General features: G+C 72.2%; 17 protein-coding genes. 7 read left to right on the top strand and 10 right to left on the bottom strand.

What is annotated here, in order from left to right; all coding sequences use genetic code 11:
• Positions 1-4: 4 nt before the first annotated feature.
• Genes ACFYXK_RS18300 through ACFYXK_RS18270 form a run of 7 tightly spaced genes read right to left on the bottom strand, consistent with a single transcriptional unit; the run spans position 5 to position 6083 of the window.
• Entirely contained in the window at positions 5-943 is a 939-nt protein-coding gene (locus ACFYXK_RS18300) for a type II secretion system F family protein (RefSeq protein WP_389412008.1), read from the bottom strand.
• Positions 940-2286 (bottom strand): CpaF family protein, encoded by a 1347-nt coding sequence (locus tag ACFYXK_RS18295; protein WP_266996753.1) that lies wholly within the window; start codon positions 2284-2286, stop codon positions 940-942. Before ACFYXK_RS18295 ends, ACFYXK_RS18300 begins: the two co-directional genes overlap by 4 nt.
• Entirely contained in the window at positions 2283-2645 is a 363-nt protein-coding gene (locus ACFYXK_RS18290) for a TadE/TadG family type IV pilus assembly protein (protein WP_389412007.1), read from the bottom strand. The genes ACFYXK_RS18295 and ACFYXK_RS18290 overlap by 4 nt, the downstream gene beginning before the upstream one ends.
• 1 nt (position 2646) lies before the next feature.
• Positions 2647-2976: a TadE/TadG family type IV pilus assembly protein gene (locus ACFYXK_RS18285; protein ID WP_389412006.1), complete on the bottom strand. Its 330-nt coding sequence runs from the start codon at positions 2974-2976 to the stop codon at positions 2647-2649.
• A gap of 60 nt (positions 2977-3036) precedes the next feature.
• Positions 3037-4350 (bottom strand): CpaE family protein, encoded by a 1314-nt coding sequence (locus tag ACFYXK_RS18280; RefSeq protein WP_389412005.1) that lies wholly within the window; start codon positions 4348-4350, stop codon positions 3037-3039.
• A gap of 7 nt (positions 4351-4357) precedes the next feature.
• Entirely contained in the window at positions 4358-5059 is a 702-nt protein-coding gene (cpaB, locus tag ACFYXK_RS18275; RefSeq protein WP_383505183.1) for a Flp pilus assembly protein CpaB, read from the bottom strand.
• A 40-nt stretch (positions 5060-5099) separates the two neighbouring features.
• Positions 5100-6083, bottom strand: a complete 984-nt coding sequence (locus ACFYXK_RS18270; RefSeq protein ID WP_389412004.1) for a hypothetical protein — start codon at positions 6081-6083, stop codon at positions 5100-5102.
• A 382-nt stretch (positions 6084-6465) separates the two neighbouring features.
• On the opposite strand from ACFYXK_RS18270, the gene ACFYXK_RS18265 reads away from it, so the two are divergent.
• On the top strand, positions 6466-8160 hold the full coding sequence (locus tag ACFYXK_RS18265; protein WP_389412003.1) for a chitinase: 1695 nt from the start codon (positions 6466-6468) through the stop codon (positions 8158-8160).
• 126 nt (positions 8161-8286) lie between these two features.
• Positions 8287-9627: a M14 family metallopeptidase gene (locus tag ACFYXK_RS18260; RefSeq protein ID WP_389412002.1), complete on the top strand. Its 1341-nt coding sequence runs from the start codon at positions 8287-8289 to the stop codon at positions 9625-9627.
• A 55-nt stretch (positions 9628-9682) separates the two neighbouring features.
• On the opposite strand, the gene ACFYXK_RS18255 is transcribed toward ACFYXK_RS18260, so the two are convergent.
• Positions 9683-11287 carry a tetratricopeptide repeat protein gene (locus tag ACFYXK_RS18255; protein WP_389412001.1) on the bottom strand — a complete coding sequence of 535 codons (1605 nt, stop codon included), beginning with the start codon at positions 11285-11287 and terminating at the stop codon, positions 9683-9685.
• Positions 11288-11460: 173 nt separating this feature from the next.
• Between ACFYXK_RS18255 and ACFYXK_RS18250 the strand changes: the two genes are divergently transcribed.
• Positions 11461-11640, top strand: a complete 180-nt coding sequence (locus ACFYXK_RS18250; protein WP_389412000.1) for a hypothetical protein — start codon at positions 11461-11463, stop codon at positions 11638-11640.
• 9 nt (positions 11641-11649) lie between these two features.
• Here ACFYXK_RS18250 and ACFYXK_RS18245 read toward each other — a convergent pair whose 3' ends face one another.
• Positions 11650-12060, bottom strand: a complete 411-nt coding sequence (locus ACFYXK_RS18245; RefSeq protein WP_389411999.1) for a RidA family protein — start codon at positions 12058-12060, stop codon at positions 11650-11652.
• Positions 12057-12839 (bottom strand): IclR family transcriptional regulator, encoded by a 783-nt coding sequence (locus tag ACFYXK_RS18240; RefSeq protein ID WP_389411998.1) that lies wholly within the window; start codon positions 12837-12839, stop codon positions 12057-12059. Before ACFYXK_RS18240 ends, ACFYXK_RS18245 begins: the two co-directional genes overlap by 4 nt.
• 139 nt (positions 12840-12978) lie before the next feature.
• Here ACFYXK_RS18240 and ACFYXK_RS18235 point away from each other — a divergent pair, with 139 nt between their 5' ends.
• The 4 genes from ACFYXK_RS18235 (at position 12979) to ACFYXK_RS18220 (ending at position 17209) form a co-directional block, all read left to right on the top strand.
• On the top strand, positions 12979-14256 hold the full coding sequence (locus tag ACFYXK_RS18235) for an alanine racemase (RefSeq protein WP_389411997.1): 1278 nt from the start codon (positions 12979-12981) through the stop codon (positions 14254-14256).
• 13 nt (positions 14257-14269) lie between these two features.
• Positions 14270-15841, top strand: a complete 1572-nt coding sequence (locus ACFYXK_RS18230) for an amidohydrolase family protein (RefSeq protein WP_389411996.1) — start codon at positions 14270-14272, stop codon at positions 15839-15841.
• An 81-nt stretch (positions 15842-15922) separates the two neighbouring features.
• Entirely contained in the window at positions 15923-16936 is a 1014-nt protein-coding gene (locus ACFYXK_RS18225) for a YdcF family protein (protein WP_389411995.1), read from the top strand.
• Positions 16937-17023: 87 nt separating this feature from the next.
• Positions 17024-17209: a hypothetical protein gene (locus ACFYXK_RS18220; protein ID WP_030290913.1), complete on the top strand. Its 186-nt coding sequence runs from the start codon at positions 17024-17026 to the stop codon at positions 17207-17209.
• Positions 17210-17224: the final 15 nt, after the last annotated feature.

Below are 17224 nucleotides of genomic sequence, written 5' to 3'. Positions count from 1 at the left end.
CCCCTCACACGTCGATCTTCGAGAGGCGGCGGATCAGGACGAAGCCGAGCGTGAAGAGCCCGATCGCCACCAGCACCGCCGTCTGGCCGATGAACGCGCCGGTCATCCGGTCCAGCGCGCCCGGCATCATCACGTTCACCAGCAGCAGCGAGCCGAGTCCGATCGCCGGTACCAGGTAGGCCGTCACCGTCACCTGGGACAGCTGGGTACGGATCTCGCGCCGCGTCTCCTTGCGCTGCTCCAGCGTCACCGTGAGGTTGCGCAGGCTGCCGACGATCGCGCCGCCCGCGCGTGCGGACAGGACGAGCGTGGAGACGAGGACGACCAGTTCCCGGGAGGGAAGCCGCTGCGCGATCTCGCCGAGGGACTCCTCGATGGAGTGCCCGACGGCGAGCCGGTCGGCGACGCGCGCGAGCTCCTCGCCCGCCGGGGCCTCCAGCTCCTCCGCCGCTATGGCGATGGCCGTACGCAGGGCCAGCCCGGCCTGGGTGGCGTTGGCGAGGATGCGGGCGAGCTCGGGGAGCTGGTTGATGAACCGCTCGGTACGGCGCGCCCGCTGCCAGTTGAGGAAGGCGTCCGCCGCCCACAGGCCGATCAGACCGGCCACCGGGCCGAAGAACGGGGCCAGGAAGCTGGCCGCGACCAGCCACACCCCGGCGACGGACATCAGCACGTAGACGAAGAACTCGCCGGGGGTGAGGTCCAGGCCGGTGACGGCCAGCTTCACCTCGATCCGCTTGCCCAGCGCGGTCCTGCGCAGGCGCCGGTCCACCCCGGGGAAGCGGCGCCTGCGGCCCGCCGGCTCCGGTGCGCCGTCCGTGGCGAGGCGTTCGATGAGGGCGGCGCGCTGGGCGCGGCCGGCGGCGTAGGCGTGGACGCCCGCGACGACGAGGGCGCAGGCCAGCAGCGTGGCGCCGAGGGTGAGGAGGATGAGTGGGTTCACAGGACGGTCCGGGTGATGCGGGTGGCGAGCTGGTCGTCGGACATGGCGACCCCGAAGGCCTGCGGGATCGGCTGGTTGTTCATGTAGAGGCGGTCCGCGATCCGGCGCGGCAGCGGGTAGTACTCGAAGTAGCCGTGGACGCGGCCGTCGGCGCCCATCGGCTGGGCGGCGAACCGGCAGACGGTGGTGATGCGGAAGGGCTCGCGGCCGTGCGAGTCGAGGATGGCGATCTCCGTGACGCGGCGCGAACCGTCGCCGAAGCGGGTCAGCTGGACGACCACGTTCACCGCGCTGTTGATCTGGTCCTGGAGGGCCTCGAAGGGGACCTCCACCTCGGACATCGAGGCGAGGGTCTGCAGGCGCATCAGGGCGTCCTCGGCACTGTTGGCGTGGACGGTGGCCAGGGAGCCGTCGTGGCCGGTCGACATCGCCTGGAGCATGTCGAGCGTCTCGCCGCCGCGGACCTCGCCGACGATGATGCGGTCGGGGCGCATGCGCAGGGAGTTGCGTACGAGGTCGCGGATGGTGATCCGGCCCTTGCCCTCCACGTTCGCCGGACGGGATTCGAGGCGGATGACGTGGGCCTGCTGGAGCTGGAGCTCCGCGGAGTCCTCGATGGTGATGATCCGCTCGCCCTCGGGGATCAGGCCGGAGAGGGCGTTGAGGAGCGTGGTCTTCCCGGTGCCGGTGGCCCCCGACACGATGACGTTCATCTTCGCCTGGACCAGGCCGGACAGGAGCAGGAGCATCTGCTCGTCGAGCGAGCCGAGGCCGATCATCTCGTGCAGGGTGAACGCCCGGGGGAAGCGGCGGATCGTGAGGGTGGCCCCGGTCAGGGACAGCGGCGGGATGATGACGTTGACGCGCTCGCCGCTGGGCAGGCGGGCGTCGACCATCGGATTGGCCTCGTCCACCCGGCGGTTGACGGTGGAGACGATCCGCTCGATGGTCTGCATCAGCTGCTCGTGCGAGGCGAAGCGCAGGGGCAGCTGCTCCACCCGGCCGGCGCGCTCGACGAAGATCTGGTCCGGGCCGTTGACCATGATCTCGGAGATCGAGGCGTCCTCGAGGAGCGGTTCGAGCACGCCGAGACCGAGCGCCTCGTCCACGACCCGGCGGATCAGCTGGGCCCGCTCGACGGTGGAGAGGACGGGCCCCTCGCGGCTGATGATGTGCCCGAGTACCCGCTCCAGCCGGGCCCGGCGCTCGGCGGGCGCGAGCGCGGACATCTCGGCGAGGTCGATCTCCTCCAGCAGCTTCGCCCGGTACGCGGAGACGAGCCGGCCGTCCTCGCGCGGACTGTGCCGGTCGTCGGGGGTGTTGACCCGGGAACGCAGGCTCATGGTCCGGTCACCTTCGGGTCGTCGTTGGGCATGATGGCCGTGGCCGTGGCCGGATCGATGGACAGGCCGGGCACGATGGACTTGATCGGGATGCTGACCTTCGCGGTCACCGCGTCGCGGCTCGACACCACGTCGACCGTCGCGTCGAGGCCGGAGCTGATGGCCGCCGAGCCGGCCGCCGAGCCGGCACCCGGGTTGCGGGCCTCCACCCGCGCGGCGGTGCGGGCAGCGGTCTCGGCCTGCTGGTGGACGTAGCCGACCCAGCCGAGCTGGATCCCGCACAGTGCGACGAACAGCAGGATGGGGATGAAGCCGATGTACTCCAGGGCCACTTGGCCCCGGTCCCGGTCTCGTTCCACCTCAGTCCTCCTCTTCCTTCGCCGAGCCGCCCTCGCCCGTGATCGGGACGCCGATGTCGAGGCCCGGGAAGAAGACCGGGAGGTTGAGCTTCACGGTCGCCTTGTAGACGTTGCCCGCCTCACCGCACTCCACGCCCATGTTCCAGGCGCCCCCGACGTGCCGCCGGGCGGCGGCATCGCACGCCCCGCCGCCGTGCACCGCCCCCGCCCGGGCCGCCTCGTCCGCCGCGTTGCCCGCCAGGGAGAAGGCGTACCCGATCAGTACGCACTCCCACACCGCCGCCACGAGCAGCAGGATCAGCGGCACCATGCCGACGAACTCGACCGCCACCTGGCCACGGTCTGCGCGTCCGCCCCGGGCGGCCCGGACGGGTCTGCGCGCGGACACGCGTCAGCCCTCCCGGCCGCGGCGCAGCCAGGGGCCCGCCGCGCCCCGGTCGCCGCCCCGCAGGCGGGCCACCGGGCCGGGGGTCCGTACGGCCAGGGCCGCACCCGGGGCTCCCGGGGCGGCGGCTGCGGGCTCCGCCGTGGACGGGGGTGTCAGCAGGCCGAGTTCGCCGGCCAGCGTCCACAGCGCCTGCTTCACGCTGGAGCGGTTGTCGAGGTCCTGGACCCGTCCCGCGTCCACGACCGCCTGGAGCTCCTTGAAGGCCGCGGGCACCGGGGTCCGGGTGGCCCGGGTCTTCGTGATCTTCTCGATGAGCGCGGGCTGGATCTCGGTGTGCTTGCTCCAGCGGTTGACCACCATCGCGGTGTCCTCCGCCTTGCGGACCTGGAGCCGCTCCCACATCCGCACCAGCCGCTTCGCCGCCCGTACGGAGACCACGTCCGGGGTGGTGACCAGGACCGCCACGTCCGCCATCTCGACCGCCGCCGCGTTCGCGCCCGTCACCTGGGTGCCGCAGTCGATGACGACCAGCTCGTACCGGCTGCGCAGGGCGCCGACGATGTGCCGGGCGGCGCGTTCGTCGACCTCCTCGCCGCGCTCGCCGTCCGCCGGGGCCAGCAGCAGTGCCAGCCCGGTGCGGTCGTCGTACACCGCGTCCTGGAGCACCCGCGGCGAGATGTCCTGGATCCCGGCGAGGTCGGCGATGGAGCGCCGGAACTGCACGTCGAGGTACGAGCCGACGTCGCCGGCCTGGAGGTCCATGTCGACCAGGGCGGTACGCCGTCCCGAGGCGGCCGCGGCGAGCGCGAACTGCACGGCGGTGAAGGTGGTGCCGACGCCGCCCTTGGCCCCGGTGACGGTGACCACCTTGCCGCCGGGGCCGGTGAACACGTCGGCTCCCCGGCCCAGGTGGCGCCGTACGCCGACGGACCACTGGGCCGCGGCCTGGACGCGGGCCGCGAGTTCCTCGTACGCGAGCGGCAGCCCGATCAGGCCCCGGGCGCCGGAGTCCATGGCGGCGGAGAACAGCGCCGGGCCCGCGTCCGAGGACACCAGCACCACGCCCACCGCCGGGAAGCGGAGCGCGACCTCGCGGATGAGGTCGAGCGCGGGCACCGGGCCGATCCGCTCGTGGACGAGGACGACCTCGGGCAGTTCGTCGATGGACTCGGCGGCCAGCCGCCCCAGGGTGTCCAGCAGCGAGGTGGAGTCGGGGACCGGGGCGCCCGGCTCGGCGGCCGGGAGCTGGCTGAGGAGGGTGGAGATGGCGCGGGCGGCGTCCGGGTCGCCGGCCGCGGGGAGGATTCGGGTGGTCATCCGGGCCTCACTTGTCCCCGTCGAGGGTGTACGTACGGTCGCCCGCGCCGGGCGCGGAGTCGGTGCCGGGGGCCACCAGGGCCAGGCGTACGTGCTCCGCGAAGGACTCGGCGTACGCGACGCGCTGGGTGTCCTTGGTGTTCAGGGCGAAGGTGATCGGGACCGCCTCGGCGGGGCCCTTCTTGTCGCCGTCCTTGTCGAGGGCGGTGAGCTTGCCGACGTTCAGGACGCGCGCATTGGCCACGATGATCACCGACCGCGAGGGCTCGGTGTCCTTGGCGCCCTTGAAGGTGGCGATGATGTTGACCTTGGCCCCGGAGTAGATCTTGCCGGCCACGCCGGTCGCCGCGTCGATCATGATGGCGATCTCCTGCTCCCCGGGCTGGAGCTGCGGCTTGTCGACGAACATGCCTGCCTGGAGCAGTGAGCCCTTGCGCAGGGTGGTGAGCGTGATCTTGTCCTTGAGCTGCCCGAGGTCGGTGACGGCGGTGTCGGACAGCCAGCGCTTGGGGATCGGGACTTCCTCGAACTGGCCCGGCGACAGCGGACTGTACGGCGCGATGTCGCCCTTGGCGCGGTACGCGACGACCTCGGCCCCGACCTTGGAATTGACGTCGCCGATCACCACGAGGACCCCGCCGAACGCCGCGAGGGCGCACAGGACCGACAGGAGCAGCAGGATGACGCCGCGGCGCTGGCGTGAGTTCATGTGCCGTACTACCTCGCCGTTCTTCGTTCGTTCGGGCCGGTCAGTGTCTTGGTCTGGCGGAGCCGGGAGAGCCGGAGAACGCCGGGGGCGGCGTCCGGCCTCCGTCCTCGGCCGGAGGCGGTGCGGTCAGCGGCGCCGCGCAGAAGCCGCAGCGGTCGCCGATGAGCTCGAGGCCGCACCAGTGGCACTGCTCGCGCCGGACGGAGGCGACGAGCTGGTAGAGCACGGACGGGTCCGGGATGGCGGCGGCGAACTCCACGAGCTTCGTCGTGGCCCACCAGACGGGCGAGTCGGCGGGGAGCGGGTTCTCCATGACGCCCTGGACCTGCCAGGCGGGGGCGAGTTCGGCCGTCACCCAGTCGGAGGCGAGCTGGCCGCGGGCGAAGGTGAGGTGGGTGGCGAAGCCGGGCCCGGGCGGCAGCCCGGCGCCCGCCGCGCCCCCGGAGCGCCCGCCTCCGCCGTGTCCGCCGCGCCCCCCGTGTCCGCCGCGCCCGCCGCGGGCCTTGCCGCCGGAGCCGCTCAGCCTGGCCAGGTGCGGGGTGGGGTGGGCCAGTACGGCGAACTGCGCGTTCGGCGACCACGAGCGCGCGTGGGCCTTGAGGCCGACCGCGACCCGGTCCAGTTTGGCGACCGAGCCCAGCAGGGCCCCTGCGTGGATGTAGTGGGACAGCAGCCGGGCCGCGGAGGCGATGACCCCGGGGCTGAAGTCGCAGACGCTGAGCTGGCGCAGCTGACGGACGAGCAGGGCCGTGGCCAGCGGGGGCAGATCGAGGTCGAGGAAGGCGATCCGGTCGGTCTCCAGGATGGCCCGTACCGTGTGGAGCCGCTGGACGGTCGCCGCCGGCAGCCAGGGCGGCACGAAGACGACGAGATGGCCGTGGCGCTCCAGCAGGGCGCTCGTCTCGGCGAGCGCGCCCGCCAGATCGAGCTGCCCCGGCGGGTGCAGTACGACGGCCGGCGGTGTGTGCCGGTCAGGGGCCGGCAGCACCAGATCGGCGCTGGTGACGGCAATGGCGGTCGGCACGCGAATCCCCCTGTTCACCCCGTACGCCCCATACGTCGGCGCCGCCGTCGCGTACGCGCACCCCTGCGCGACCGCAAACGATCGGCGCCCTTCCCCCTTGCCCCAGCACCATATCCGCGTCGTCCCTGGCAGGGCAGGGCCTTGGGAATTCCCGTGCTGCAGGCACCTGTCACAGGTGGCGGGAAACCCGGACAACCAGGATCGGACGCCCGATCGATTCAAGCCACATTGCAAAGAGCCTTGACACGGAGATTGGTCTGGACCAACTTGGGGCCAACACGTTGACGGCTTCCCCCACTTACGCCCGAAGGCGTGCTTCCACCTGCCCCTCCGCCTGTTCCACCACCCCCTTCACATCCCCTTCTCCCCCCACGGAGACCACGTGAACCGCATACGCTCGCTCGCCCTCCTGGGCGCCGCCACCCTCACCGCCGGCGGCCTGACCGCCCTCGCCACCGGCACCGCGCAGGCCGCCGACGTCAACGTGGCCCGCAACGGAGGCTTCGAGTCCGGGCTCGCCGACTGGACGTGCACCTCCGGGAGCGGCGCCGTCGTGTCCTCGCCCGTGTACGCCGGGGCCGGCGCCCTCAAGGGCACCCCCTCGGGCCAGGACAACGCGCAGTGCAGTCAGACCGTCACGGTCAAGCCGAACTCGACGTACACGCTCAGCGAGCAGGTGCAGGGCTCGTACGTGTACCTCGGCGCGACCGGGACCGGTACGCAGGACGTGTCCACCTGGACCCCCGGCTCGGGCGGCGGCTGGCAGAAGCTGTCGACCACCTTCACCACGGGCCCGAACACCACCCGGGTCACCGTGTGGACGCACGGCTGGTACGGGCAGCCCGCGTACGCCGTCGACGACTTCAGCGTCTTCGGCCCGGACGGGGGCGGCGGCACCGACCCCGGCCCGTCCGTCCCCGGCGCCCCGGCCGGGACCGCCGTTTCCGGCCAGAGCGCGAACGGGCTCACCCTTTCGTGGAACGCGGTCAGCGGGGCCACCGGCTATTACGTCCATCAGGACGGGGTCCGCGTCAGGACCGTGTCCGGCTCCCCCGCCCAGATCACCGGGCTCGCCGCCGCCACCTCCTACTCCTTCCAGGTGAGCGCGTACAACGCGGCCGGAGAGGGCCCGAAGTCGGCGGCGGTGACCGGCACGACGACCGGCGGCGGGAACCCGGACCCGAACCCCTCGGTCCCCAGGCACGCGCTGACCGGCTACTGGCAGAACTTCAACAACGGCGCGACCGTCCAGAAGATCTCCGACGTCTCGTCCCAGTACGACATCATCGCGGTCTCCTTCGCCGACGCCACGACCACGCCCGGGGCCATCGCCTTCAACCTCGACTCGGCCGGTCTCGGCGGCTACACGGTCGCGCAGTTCAAGGCGGACGTCGCCGCGAAGAAGGCGGCCGGCAAGTCGGTCATCCTCTCCATCGGCGGCGAGAAGGGCACCATCTCGGTGAACGACTCCGCCTCCGCGAACAACCTGGCGAACTCGGCGTACGCGCTGATGCAGGAGTACGGCTTCAGCGGGATCGACATCGACCTGGAGAACGGCCTCAACCCGACCTACATGACGCAGGCCCTGCGCTCGCTGTCCGCCAAGGCCGGCTCCTCGCTCGTCATCACGATGGCCCCGCAGACCATCGACATGCAGTCGACGGCTGGCGGCTACTTCAAGACGGCGCTGAACATCAAGGACATCCTCACCGTCGTCAACATGCAGTACTACAACAGCGGCTCGATGAACGGCTGCGACGGCAAGGTCTACTCGCAGGGCTCGGTGGACTTCCTCACCGCGCTGGCCTGCATCCAGCTCGAGGGCGGCCTCGACCCCTCGCAGGTGGGCATCGGCGTCCCGGCCTCGCCGAGCGGCGCGGGCAGCGGGTACGTCTCCCCGACCGTCGTGAACAACGCCCTGGACTGCCTGGCCAGGGGCACGAACTGCGGATCGTTCAAGCCCTCGAAGACGTACCCGGGGCTGCGCGGCGCGATGACCTGGTCGACCAACTGGGACGCCAAGGCGGGCAGCGCTTGGTCCAACTCGGTGGGTCCGAAGGTTCACGGCCTGCCCTAGGCGGTACGTGTGGGGGTGGCCGTCCCGGCAGATTTGGCCGGAATGCAGTCCTTGACCGGGACATGCCACAAGAGCACGCTGTGCGCGTCCGCACGGCTACCCCCACACTCCCACCCAGGAGAACGCATGCGGCTCCACACCCGACGCAGGGCCGCCGTCACGGCGGCCCTGCTCGCTCTCGCGCTCGGTGCACCCGCCTACGGCATGAGCGCGACGGCGGCCCCACCGCCCACGCCGTCGACCGCCACCCAGGACGAGGCCGTCGTCCAGTACGAGATCAAGGGCCCGTCCACGGCCGCGGAGCGAACGGCCCTGCTCCGCACCGGTGTCTCGATCGACGAGGTCGACGCCCGCTCCGTCGTCGTCAGCGCCGACCCCATGCAGGCCAAGGAGCTGCGGTCACTCGGATACAGGCTGACCGCGCTGCCCGGACCGCCGGACCGCTCCGAGCGGGGCGTGGCGGCGAGCCCGATGGACTTCCCGTCCAAGGACTCGATGTACCACAACTACGCCGAGGCGAACGCGGAGATCGACCAGCGCATCGCGCAGTACCCCTCGATCATGAGCAAGAAGGTGATCGGAAAGTCGTACCAGGGCCGGGACATCGTCGCCATCAAGATCAGCGACAACGTCGCGACCGACGAGAACGAGCCCGAGGTGCTCTTCACGCACCACCAGCACGCCCGCGAGCACCTGACCGTCGAGATGGCGCTCTACCTGCTCAAGGAGTTCGGTTCCAAGTACGGCACCGACACGCGGATCACCAACATGGTCAACGGCCGCGAGATCTGGATCGTGCCGGACCTCAACCCGGACGGCGGCGAGTACGACATCGCGACCGGCTCCTACCGCTCCTGGCGCAAGAACCGGCAGCCGAACTCGGGCTCCTCGTACGTCGGCACCGACGAGAACCGGAACTGGAACTACAAGTGGGGCTGCTGCGGCGGCTCCAGCAGCAGCAAGAGCTCCGAGACCTACCGCGGCGCGGCCGCCGAGTCGGCGCCCGAGGTGAAGGTGGTCTCGGACTTCGTCCGCAGCCGCGTGGTCGGCGGCAAGCAGCAGATCACCGCCGCCATCGACTTCCACACCTACAGCGAGCTGGTGCTCTGGCCGTTCGGGTGGACGTACAACGACACGGCGCCGGGCCTGACGGCCGACGACCTCGCCGTCTACAAGACCATCGGCACGAGCATGGCCAACAGCAACGGCTACACGCCGGAGCAGTCGAGCGACCTGTACATCACGGACGGGACGATCGACGACTGGCTGTGGGGCAACCAGAAGATCTTCGCCTACACCTTCGAGATGTACCCGTCCGACACGGGCGGCGGGGGCGGCTTCTACCCGCCGGACGAGGTGATCGACCGTGAGACGGCACGCAACCGCGACGCCGTCCTGCAACTTCTGGAGAACGCGGACTGCATGTACCGCTCGATCGGCAAGCAGTCGCAGTACTGCGCCTCGTAGCCGACCGCCGGGAACACGGTTCCGGGGCGCCCCCGCCACCAGGGGGGCGCCCCTCTCAGTGCTCGGACGGGCCGCCCGGGAGGGCGGGCGCCCGCTGCGCCGCGATCCGGAGGAACTTGCTCGTGAACTCGACGTCCGGGTGCGCGGAGCCGAGCACCCGGACGCGCGCGTGGTGGACCTCTTCGAGGAGCGGCCGGGCCGCGTCCTTGCCGTCGAGTTCCAGCACCGCGACGGCGACAGCCATCCGGGTCAGCAGCGTCTGGGGGTGTTCGGCCCCCAGCACCCGGATCCGCGCCTCCTGCACGTCCTCGAACAGCGCTCTGGCCGCCTGCAGGTCCCAGCGCGTCGTCACGACCGCGAGGTTGTGGCTGATGTCCAGGGTGAGGTGGTGCTCGGGTCCCAGGGCTTCCCTGGCGCGCCGGTACACCTCGCCGAACATCTCCTCGGCGGCGAGCCCGTCGCTGCTCGCCCGGACGATGGCCAGGATATTGCCGACGGAGAGGCTGTCGGGATGGTCCGCACCGAGGACGCGTACGGCTTCGGCGTACGCGTCCTCGGCCAGTTCGAGCGCGCGGTTCGCGTCTTTGTCGGCCAGGACGAGCCGGGCGTGCAGACCCTGCGCGTACAGGGTCAGCGGGTGCGCCCGGCCGAGGTGTTCGGTCGCGTCGCCCACGAGACCGTCCAGCAGCCTGCCGCTGTGCGCGCGCCTCGTGCCGGCCCAGAGCGCCTGAGCCTCGTAGAGCCGGGCGGCGATCACCACGGGGTGGTGCTCCGCATACTCCGCCACGAGGGCGGGCAGCAGGCGCAGGAGCCGGTCCCCGGCCTCCTCGGCCTCGCCGGCCAGCAGGGCCGTCCGGACCCCGCCGAGCCGGGCGAGCAGGGTGATCCGGTCGTCCGAGCCGCCGCGGGCGAGCTCGCGGAAGAGCCTGCGCCCCTGCGCCGGGTCGCCCGCTGCCGTCGTCCAGACGGCCAGCCGGAGGGCGGCGAGCCGGCTGAGCACGTGCTCCTCGCCGAGGACCTCTCGGCAGTCGGCCAGCAGGGCGGCGGTCAAGTCCCTCGCCGTGCGCGGGTTTCCCGCCTCCCCGGTCCAGTACGCGGCCACGTGCCGGGCGGCCAGCACTCCCGGATCCCGCGGGCCGCGCGTCCCTTCGGTGCAGCGCAGGAGTTCGCACGCGACGTCGTGGGCCTGGCAGTACATGCCCAGGGCGGCGAGTTCACTGATGACGGCGGCCATCCGGGAGGGACGCCGGTCTTTCAGCCAGGCGATCTCGGTTCCGGCGCCCAGGCCGAGTTTCTCCAGGGCGCCGTCCCAGCCGAAGGCCCCCTCGGTTCCCGTGACCGGCGGCGGCGAGGCGGCGCCGCGGTCCTTGTCGTCGAGCGCCCACCAGCGGCGCTGCCAGGACGCCCTGTCCCGCCAGGGGGCGGCGGCCGGTTCGCCGGGGGCGGTGTTCGCGATCAGGATCTCGACCAGGCGCGCGAGCTGCCCGGTGCATTCCCTCCCGACCTTCGTCTCCGCCCTGCCCAGCAGGTCCGACACGGTCGACGTGGGCAGGAACGCATCCGCTGCCTCGGCCGCCGCCTTGATCTGCTTGAAGCTCATCCCGGCGGCTTCCTTCAAGGACCGCAGATCCGAGCGGAACCGGCCCCATGAGTCGTTCATGGCGCCGATTTTCGCGGACGTCCGGACGGTGCGGACCGTTTCCGGGACACCCGCGCAGCCGTCCGGGACGCAGCCGTACCCTCCCGGAACGCGCAGGGCCCGATCCGGACGTGATGGCCTGTGGTTCCACAGGCCGGGCAGTGGACCCGGCCGTGATGCGAAGGAGCCCCGCCATGCCCGCGTCCCCGTCCCGGTCCGGGACCACGCCCCCGCGCCCCCGCCCGTACTTCGAACTGCGCGTCGGCACCTTCGAGATGAGTCTCGCACGGCGCCCCGCCCGGCTGATCGGATGGATGGGCTCCGCGCTCGTTTCGGGGGGCGGGGTATGGCTGGGCGTCAACTGGCCCTTCTGAGAGCTGCGGTCAGCCGAGGACGGCGAGGGCGTCGATCTCGATGAGGAGGCCCGCGGGCAGGCCGACGTACACGGTGGTGCGGGCGGCCGGCGCCTCCTTGAGGCCCTGCTCCTCGAAGTAGGCGTTGTAGAGGGCGTTCATCTCGGCGAAGTGCCCGGTGTCGGTGAGGTACACCCGGATCATCATCACGTCGTCCCAGCCCGCGCCGCCGGCCTCCAGTACGGAGCGGACGTTCTCCAGCGTCTGGAGCGTCTGTTCGCGCAGCGTCGGCCCGGCGGGGGTGGGCGCCCGGCCGTCCACGTGGGGCAGGAAGCCGACCTGGCCGGCGACCTGGAGGATGTTCCCCTTGCGCACGCCGTGCGAGAACTTCGCGGGCGGGGTGGTGTGGGTGCCGGGCGTGATGGCGGTCTTCTCGGTCACGGGGTGTCCTCGCTGTTCTCTGGGGAGCCGGGGTTCTGCGGGGAGCCGGAGTACTCCCGGCTGACGGTGTCGGCGGTGCGCAGGACCAGGGGCAGCAGTTCGAGCAGCCCCTCGGCGGGGACGACGACGCCGGGCGCGGAGAGGGACAGCGCGGCGACGACCCGCCCGTCCGGCCCGCGCACCGGGGCGCCGACGCAGTTGATCGACTCCTCGTGGCCGCCCAGGTCGCTGGCCCAGCCCTGTTCCCGTACGAGCTCCAGCTCGCGCAGGAAGGCCCGCGCGTCGGGGGTGGAGCGGGCGGTGTAGCGGGGGTAGTCGATGCGCTCGGCGAGGCTGCGCCGCTCCGCCTCGGGGAGGTCGGCGAGCAGCAGCTTCGCGACGGCGGCGACGGTGAGCGGGACGGGCTTGCCGATGCGGGAGTACATCCGGACGGGGTAGCGGCTGTCGACCTTGTCGACGTAGACCACCTCGTCGTCCTGGTGGAGGGCGAGGTGCACGGTGTGCCCGGTGAGCCGGTTCAGCTCGACGAGGTGCGGGTGGGCGACGGCGCGGACGTCCAGGTTCTCCAGGGCCTGCCCGGCCAGCGCGAAGAGCTGCGCGCCGAGGCGGTAGCGGCCGTCGGGCCGGCGGTAGACGAAGCCGTGCTCGTGCAGGGTGCGCAGCAGGCGCAGGGCCGTGCTCTTGTGCACGCCGAGCTCCTCGGCCACCTCGCCGAGCCCCGCCGCCCCCTTCGCGAGCAGCGGCAGGATCCGCAGCGCCCGCTCCACCGACTGACTCACGCCATGCCCTTCCGGCCGTCCGCTGCGGAACCCAGGACACGCGGCGGGACGTTGACCCTTTACCACCAGGGATGTTAGACACCCATAGGCACAGCACGCAACGAGCGTTGCAGTTGATGCAACGCGAGGAGGAATCCGCATGGGCACCGAAGCAGTCCGACGGCTCGCCGACGAACCGGTCGACCACCGGTTCAAGGGGCTGCCGCCCGACGCCGAGCGGGCGAACCTCACCGTCGGGCAGCTGGCCTCCGAGAAGCGGGACCTCTACACCGGCGGGTTCACCACCCCCGTCCTCACGCTCGACGCCGACGCGCTGGAGCACAACCTCACCGTCCTCGGCACGTACGCCGCCCGGCACGGCCTCGCCTTCGCCCCGCACGGCAAGACCTGCATGGCGCCGCAGCTCTTCCGGCGCCAGCTCGAACACGGCGCCTGGGGCATCACCGCCGCCGTCCCCCACCAGGCGCGCGTCTACCGCGCGTTCGGCATCCAGCGGATCTTCCTGGCCAACGAGCTCGTCGACCCGGCCGCCCTGCGCTGGGTGGCCGCCGAGCTCGCCGCCGATCCCGGGTTCCGCTTCGTCTGCTACGTCGACTCCGTGCGCGGGGTCCAGCTCATGGACCGGGCGCTGCAGGGGCAGGACCAGGTCGTCGACGTCGTCGTCGAGCTCGGCGCCGGCGAGGGCGCCCGTACCGGCGCGCGGACCGACGAGGACTGCCGGGCCGTCGCCGACGCCGTGGCCGGGGCCGCCACCCTGCGCCTGGTCGGCATCGCCGGGTACGAGGCCGAGGTCCCCGGCGCCGACCCGGACTCCGTGCACGCGTACCTGCGCCGGCTCACCGCGCTCGCCGTCGAGTTCGACCGGGCCGGGCGGTTCGCGGGGACCGACGAGATCGTCGTCAGCGCGGGCGGCTCCGCCTGGTTCGACGCCGTCGCCGACGTGTTCGGCGAGCTCCCGGAGCTGTCCCGGCCGACGCTGCGGCTGCTGCGCTCCGGCGCGTACGTCTCCCACGACCACGGCTGGTACACCCGCCTGACCCCCTTCAACCGCGTTCCGGAGGAGGGCGGGCTGCGCCCCGCCTTCCGGCTCTGGACCCAGGTCGTCTCCCGCCCCTCCCCCACGCAGGCCTTCGTCAACGCCGGCAAGCGCGACATCGCCTACGACCTGGGCCTGCCCGAGGCCGAGGTGGTCCGCGACGCGCTGACCGGCGAGGAGCGGGCGGCCACCGGTGTCCGCGTGGTCAAACTGTCCGACCAGCACGCCTGGCTGGAGACCGACTCCGCGGACGGGGTGAACGTCGGCGACTGGGTGGCGCTCGGCATGTCCCACCCCTGCACGATCTTCGAGAAGTGGCCGCTGATCCCCGTCGTCGCGGCCGACGGCACGGTCACCGACTACGTCCGCACCTTCTTCTAGCGGAGCCGCGCCGGTGGACCTGGTCATCCGCGGGGCCCGCGTCGTCGACGGAACGGGCGGGCCCTCGTACACCGCCGACGTGGGCGTGCACGAGGGCCGGATCGCCGAGATCGGCCGGATCCGCTCCGGCGGCCGCCACACCGTCGACGCGCACGGCCTCGCGCTGGCCCCCGGCTTCGTCGACATGCACGCCCACAGCGACCTCGCCCTGCTCCGCGACCCGGACCACAGCGCCAAGGCCGCCCAGGGCGTGACCCTCGAGGTCCTGGGCCAGGACGGGCTCTCGTACGCGCCCGTCGACGACCGCACCCTGGCGCAGGTGCGGGCCGCCATCACCGGCTGGAACGGCCCGGGCGAGGACGTCGAGTTCGACTGGCGGGACGTGGGCGGGTACCTGGACCGGCTCGACCGCACCGGCATCGCCGTCAACGCCGCCTACCTCGTCCCGCAGGGCACCGTCCGCGCGTACGCCCTGGGCTGGGACGACCGCCCGGCCACCCCCGTCGAGCTCGACCGGATGCGCGCACTCGTCGCCGAGGGCCTCGCGCAGGGCGCCGTCGGCCTGTCCTCCGGGCTCACCTACACCCCCGGCATGTACGCGTCCGACGCCGAACTGACCGAGCTGTGCCGGGTGGTGGCCGCGTACGGCGGCTACTACTGCCCGCACCACCGCTCGTACGGGCGCGGTGCGCGCGGCGCGTACGCCGAGATGGTCGAGCTGACCCGCCGGGCCGGCTGTGCGCTCCATCTCGCGCACGCCACCATGAACTTCGCGGAGAACGAGGGCCGGGCGGGCGCACTCCTCACCCTCCTCGACGACGCCCTCGCCGCCGGGGCCGACATCACCCTCGACTCGTACCCGTACACCCCGGGCTGCACCACCCTCGTCGCGCTCCTGCCCGGCTGGGCGAACGAGGGCGGGCCGGACGCGGTCCTCGCCCGCCTGCGCGACGACGCCGAGGCCGAACGGATCCGGTACGCGCTGGAGGTGACCGGGTCCGACGGCTGCCACGGCGTCCCCGTCGACTGGGCGACGATCGAGATCTCGGGGACGGCGGACCCCGCGCACGGGGCGTACGTCGGCACCCGCCTGCGGGACTGGAACGCCGCCCGGCGGCTGCTGGTGGAGGACCGGCTGGGGCCGACGATCCTCCAGCACGTCGGCCACGAGGAGAACGTGCGGGCGATCATGCGCCACCGGGTCCACACCGGCGGCTCCGACGGCATCCTCCAGGGCGCGAAACCGCATCCGCGGGCGTACGGCACCTTCCCGCACTACCTCGGGCGCTATGTGCGCGAGCTCGGCGTGCTCTCCCTGGAGGAGTGCGTGGCCCACCTGGCCGGCCGCCCGGCGGCCCGACTGCGGCTGCCCGACCGGGGGTTGGTGCACACCGGCCACCGCGCCGATCTCGTCCTGTTCGACCCGGACACGGTCGCGGCCGGGTCGACGTACGAGAACCCGCGCGCGCTGCCGGCCGGCATCCCGCACGTGCTGATCGACGGCCGGTTCGTGATGCGGGACGGGCGCAGGACGGACGTCCTGGCCGGCCGGTCGGTCCGCCGGACGCCGTACCGCGGGCGCTGAGGCCTCGAGGCCGCCGGCCCTTGCGGCGGTTGGGTCGTCGAGCCCGCCGGGGGTCCAGGCAGGCCGCCTACGATGGGCGGCATGCTCGCCTTCGTCCCCGCCGCGCTGTTCTTCGTCCTCTTCTGCGTGAGCGTGCGGGAGGACCGCCGGCGCTTTCGGAACGCGGTCCTGCTGGGCCTCACCCTGATGTTCGGGTCGATCGGCCTGCTGTTCCAGATACCTGAACTGCCGTCACCGCTGGACGCGATCGCGATCCTGCTGGTGCTGCTCGTGCCGACGGTCGGCACGCTCGTGCTCGGCGGCTATCTGATCCGCAACGGGCTGACGATGATCCGCAAGGAGGGCCGCAGTCCGACCAACATGCTGTCCATGGCGGCGGGGGTCGGGATCTTCGCGCTGATCGCGCTGGTCCTCGGGGTGGCCGGCCGGGGCTCGCGCGTCCTGGACACGATGGTGGCGGGCCTGGTCATGCTCGTCGGCTACGTCTCCTTCCTCTTCCTCTGCTTCCTCGCGTACGCCTTCCTCTACGGGCGGATCTCGGTGCGCGGCGACGTCGACTACGTGGTGATGCTGGGCTCCGGTCTCATCTGCGGCGAGCGGGTGCCGCCGCTGCTGGCGTCCCGGCTGGAGAGGGGCCGGCAGATCCACGCCGCCCAGGTGGCCCGGGGCGGCCGGGTGCCGCTGCTGCTGGTCTCGGGCGGGCAGGGCACGGACGAGAGGCTGTCGGAGGCGCGGGCGATGGCCGACTGGCTGATCGCGCAGGGCGTCCCGGAGGAGCAGATACGGCTCGAGGACCGCTCCCGCACGACGAAGGAGAACCTCGCCTTCAGCCGCACGATCATGCTCGATGCGGACCCCGGCTACCGCTGCGTGGTCGTCACCAACAACTTCCACGCCTTCCGGGCCGCGATGACGGCCCGCAGGGCGGGGGTCAACGGGCAGGTGCTGGGTTCCCCGACGGCCACGTACTTCTGGCCGAGCGCCACCCTGCGCGAGTTCGTCGCGGTGTTCTGGGAGCACCGGGCGGTGAACCTGAGCATCTGCGCCTCGATAGTCGCCCTGACGGCCCTGGCGGCGGCGGTCGCCTCGGCGTGACGGCGCGGGCCCGGGTCCCTGCAGGTGCGTTCATGGAGATGTCGCCGGAGGATGAGGGGATCGGGGGACATTCCGAGGAGGTAACCGATGGACAGTGAATCGGACCAGCAGCCCAAGCGGCCGGCCAAGCTCTTCAGCGGCGGGGAACGGCCGTACGACCCCGAGGACCTCGTGATGGTGCAAGGCATGGAGCCGACTCCGGAGCGGCTCGAGAAGGCGCGCCAGCTGATCGAGAAGGAGGGACCGGCGGTCATCGAGCGCTACCTCCCGTAGTGCGGGCGGCAGCGC

It is taken from the genome of Streptomyces sp. NPDC002209 (genome assembly GCF_042890265.1).
In the GTDB taxonomy this organism is placed as follows: Bacteria; Actinomycetota; Actinomycetes; order Streptomycetales; family Streptomycetaceae; genus Streptomyces.
This window is presented reverse-complemented; position numbering and strand designations above follow the sequence as displayed.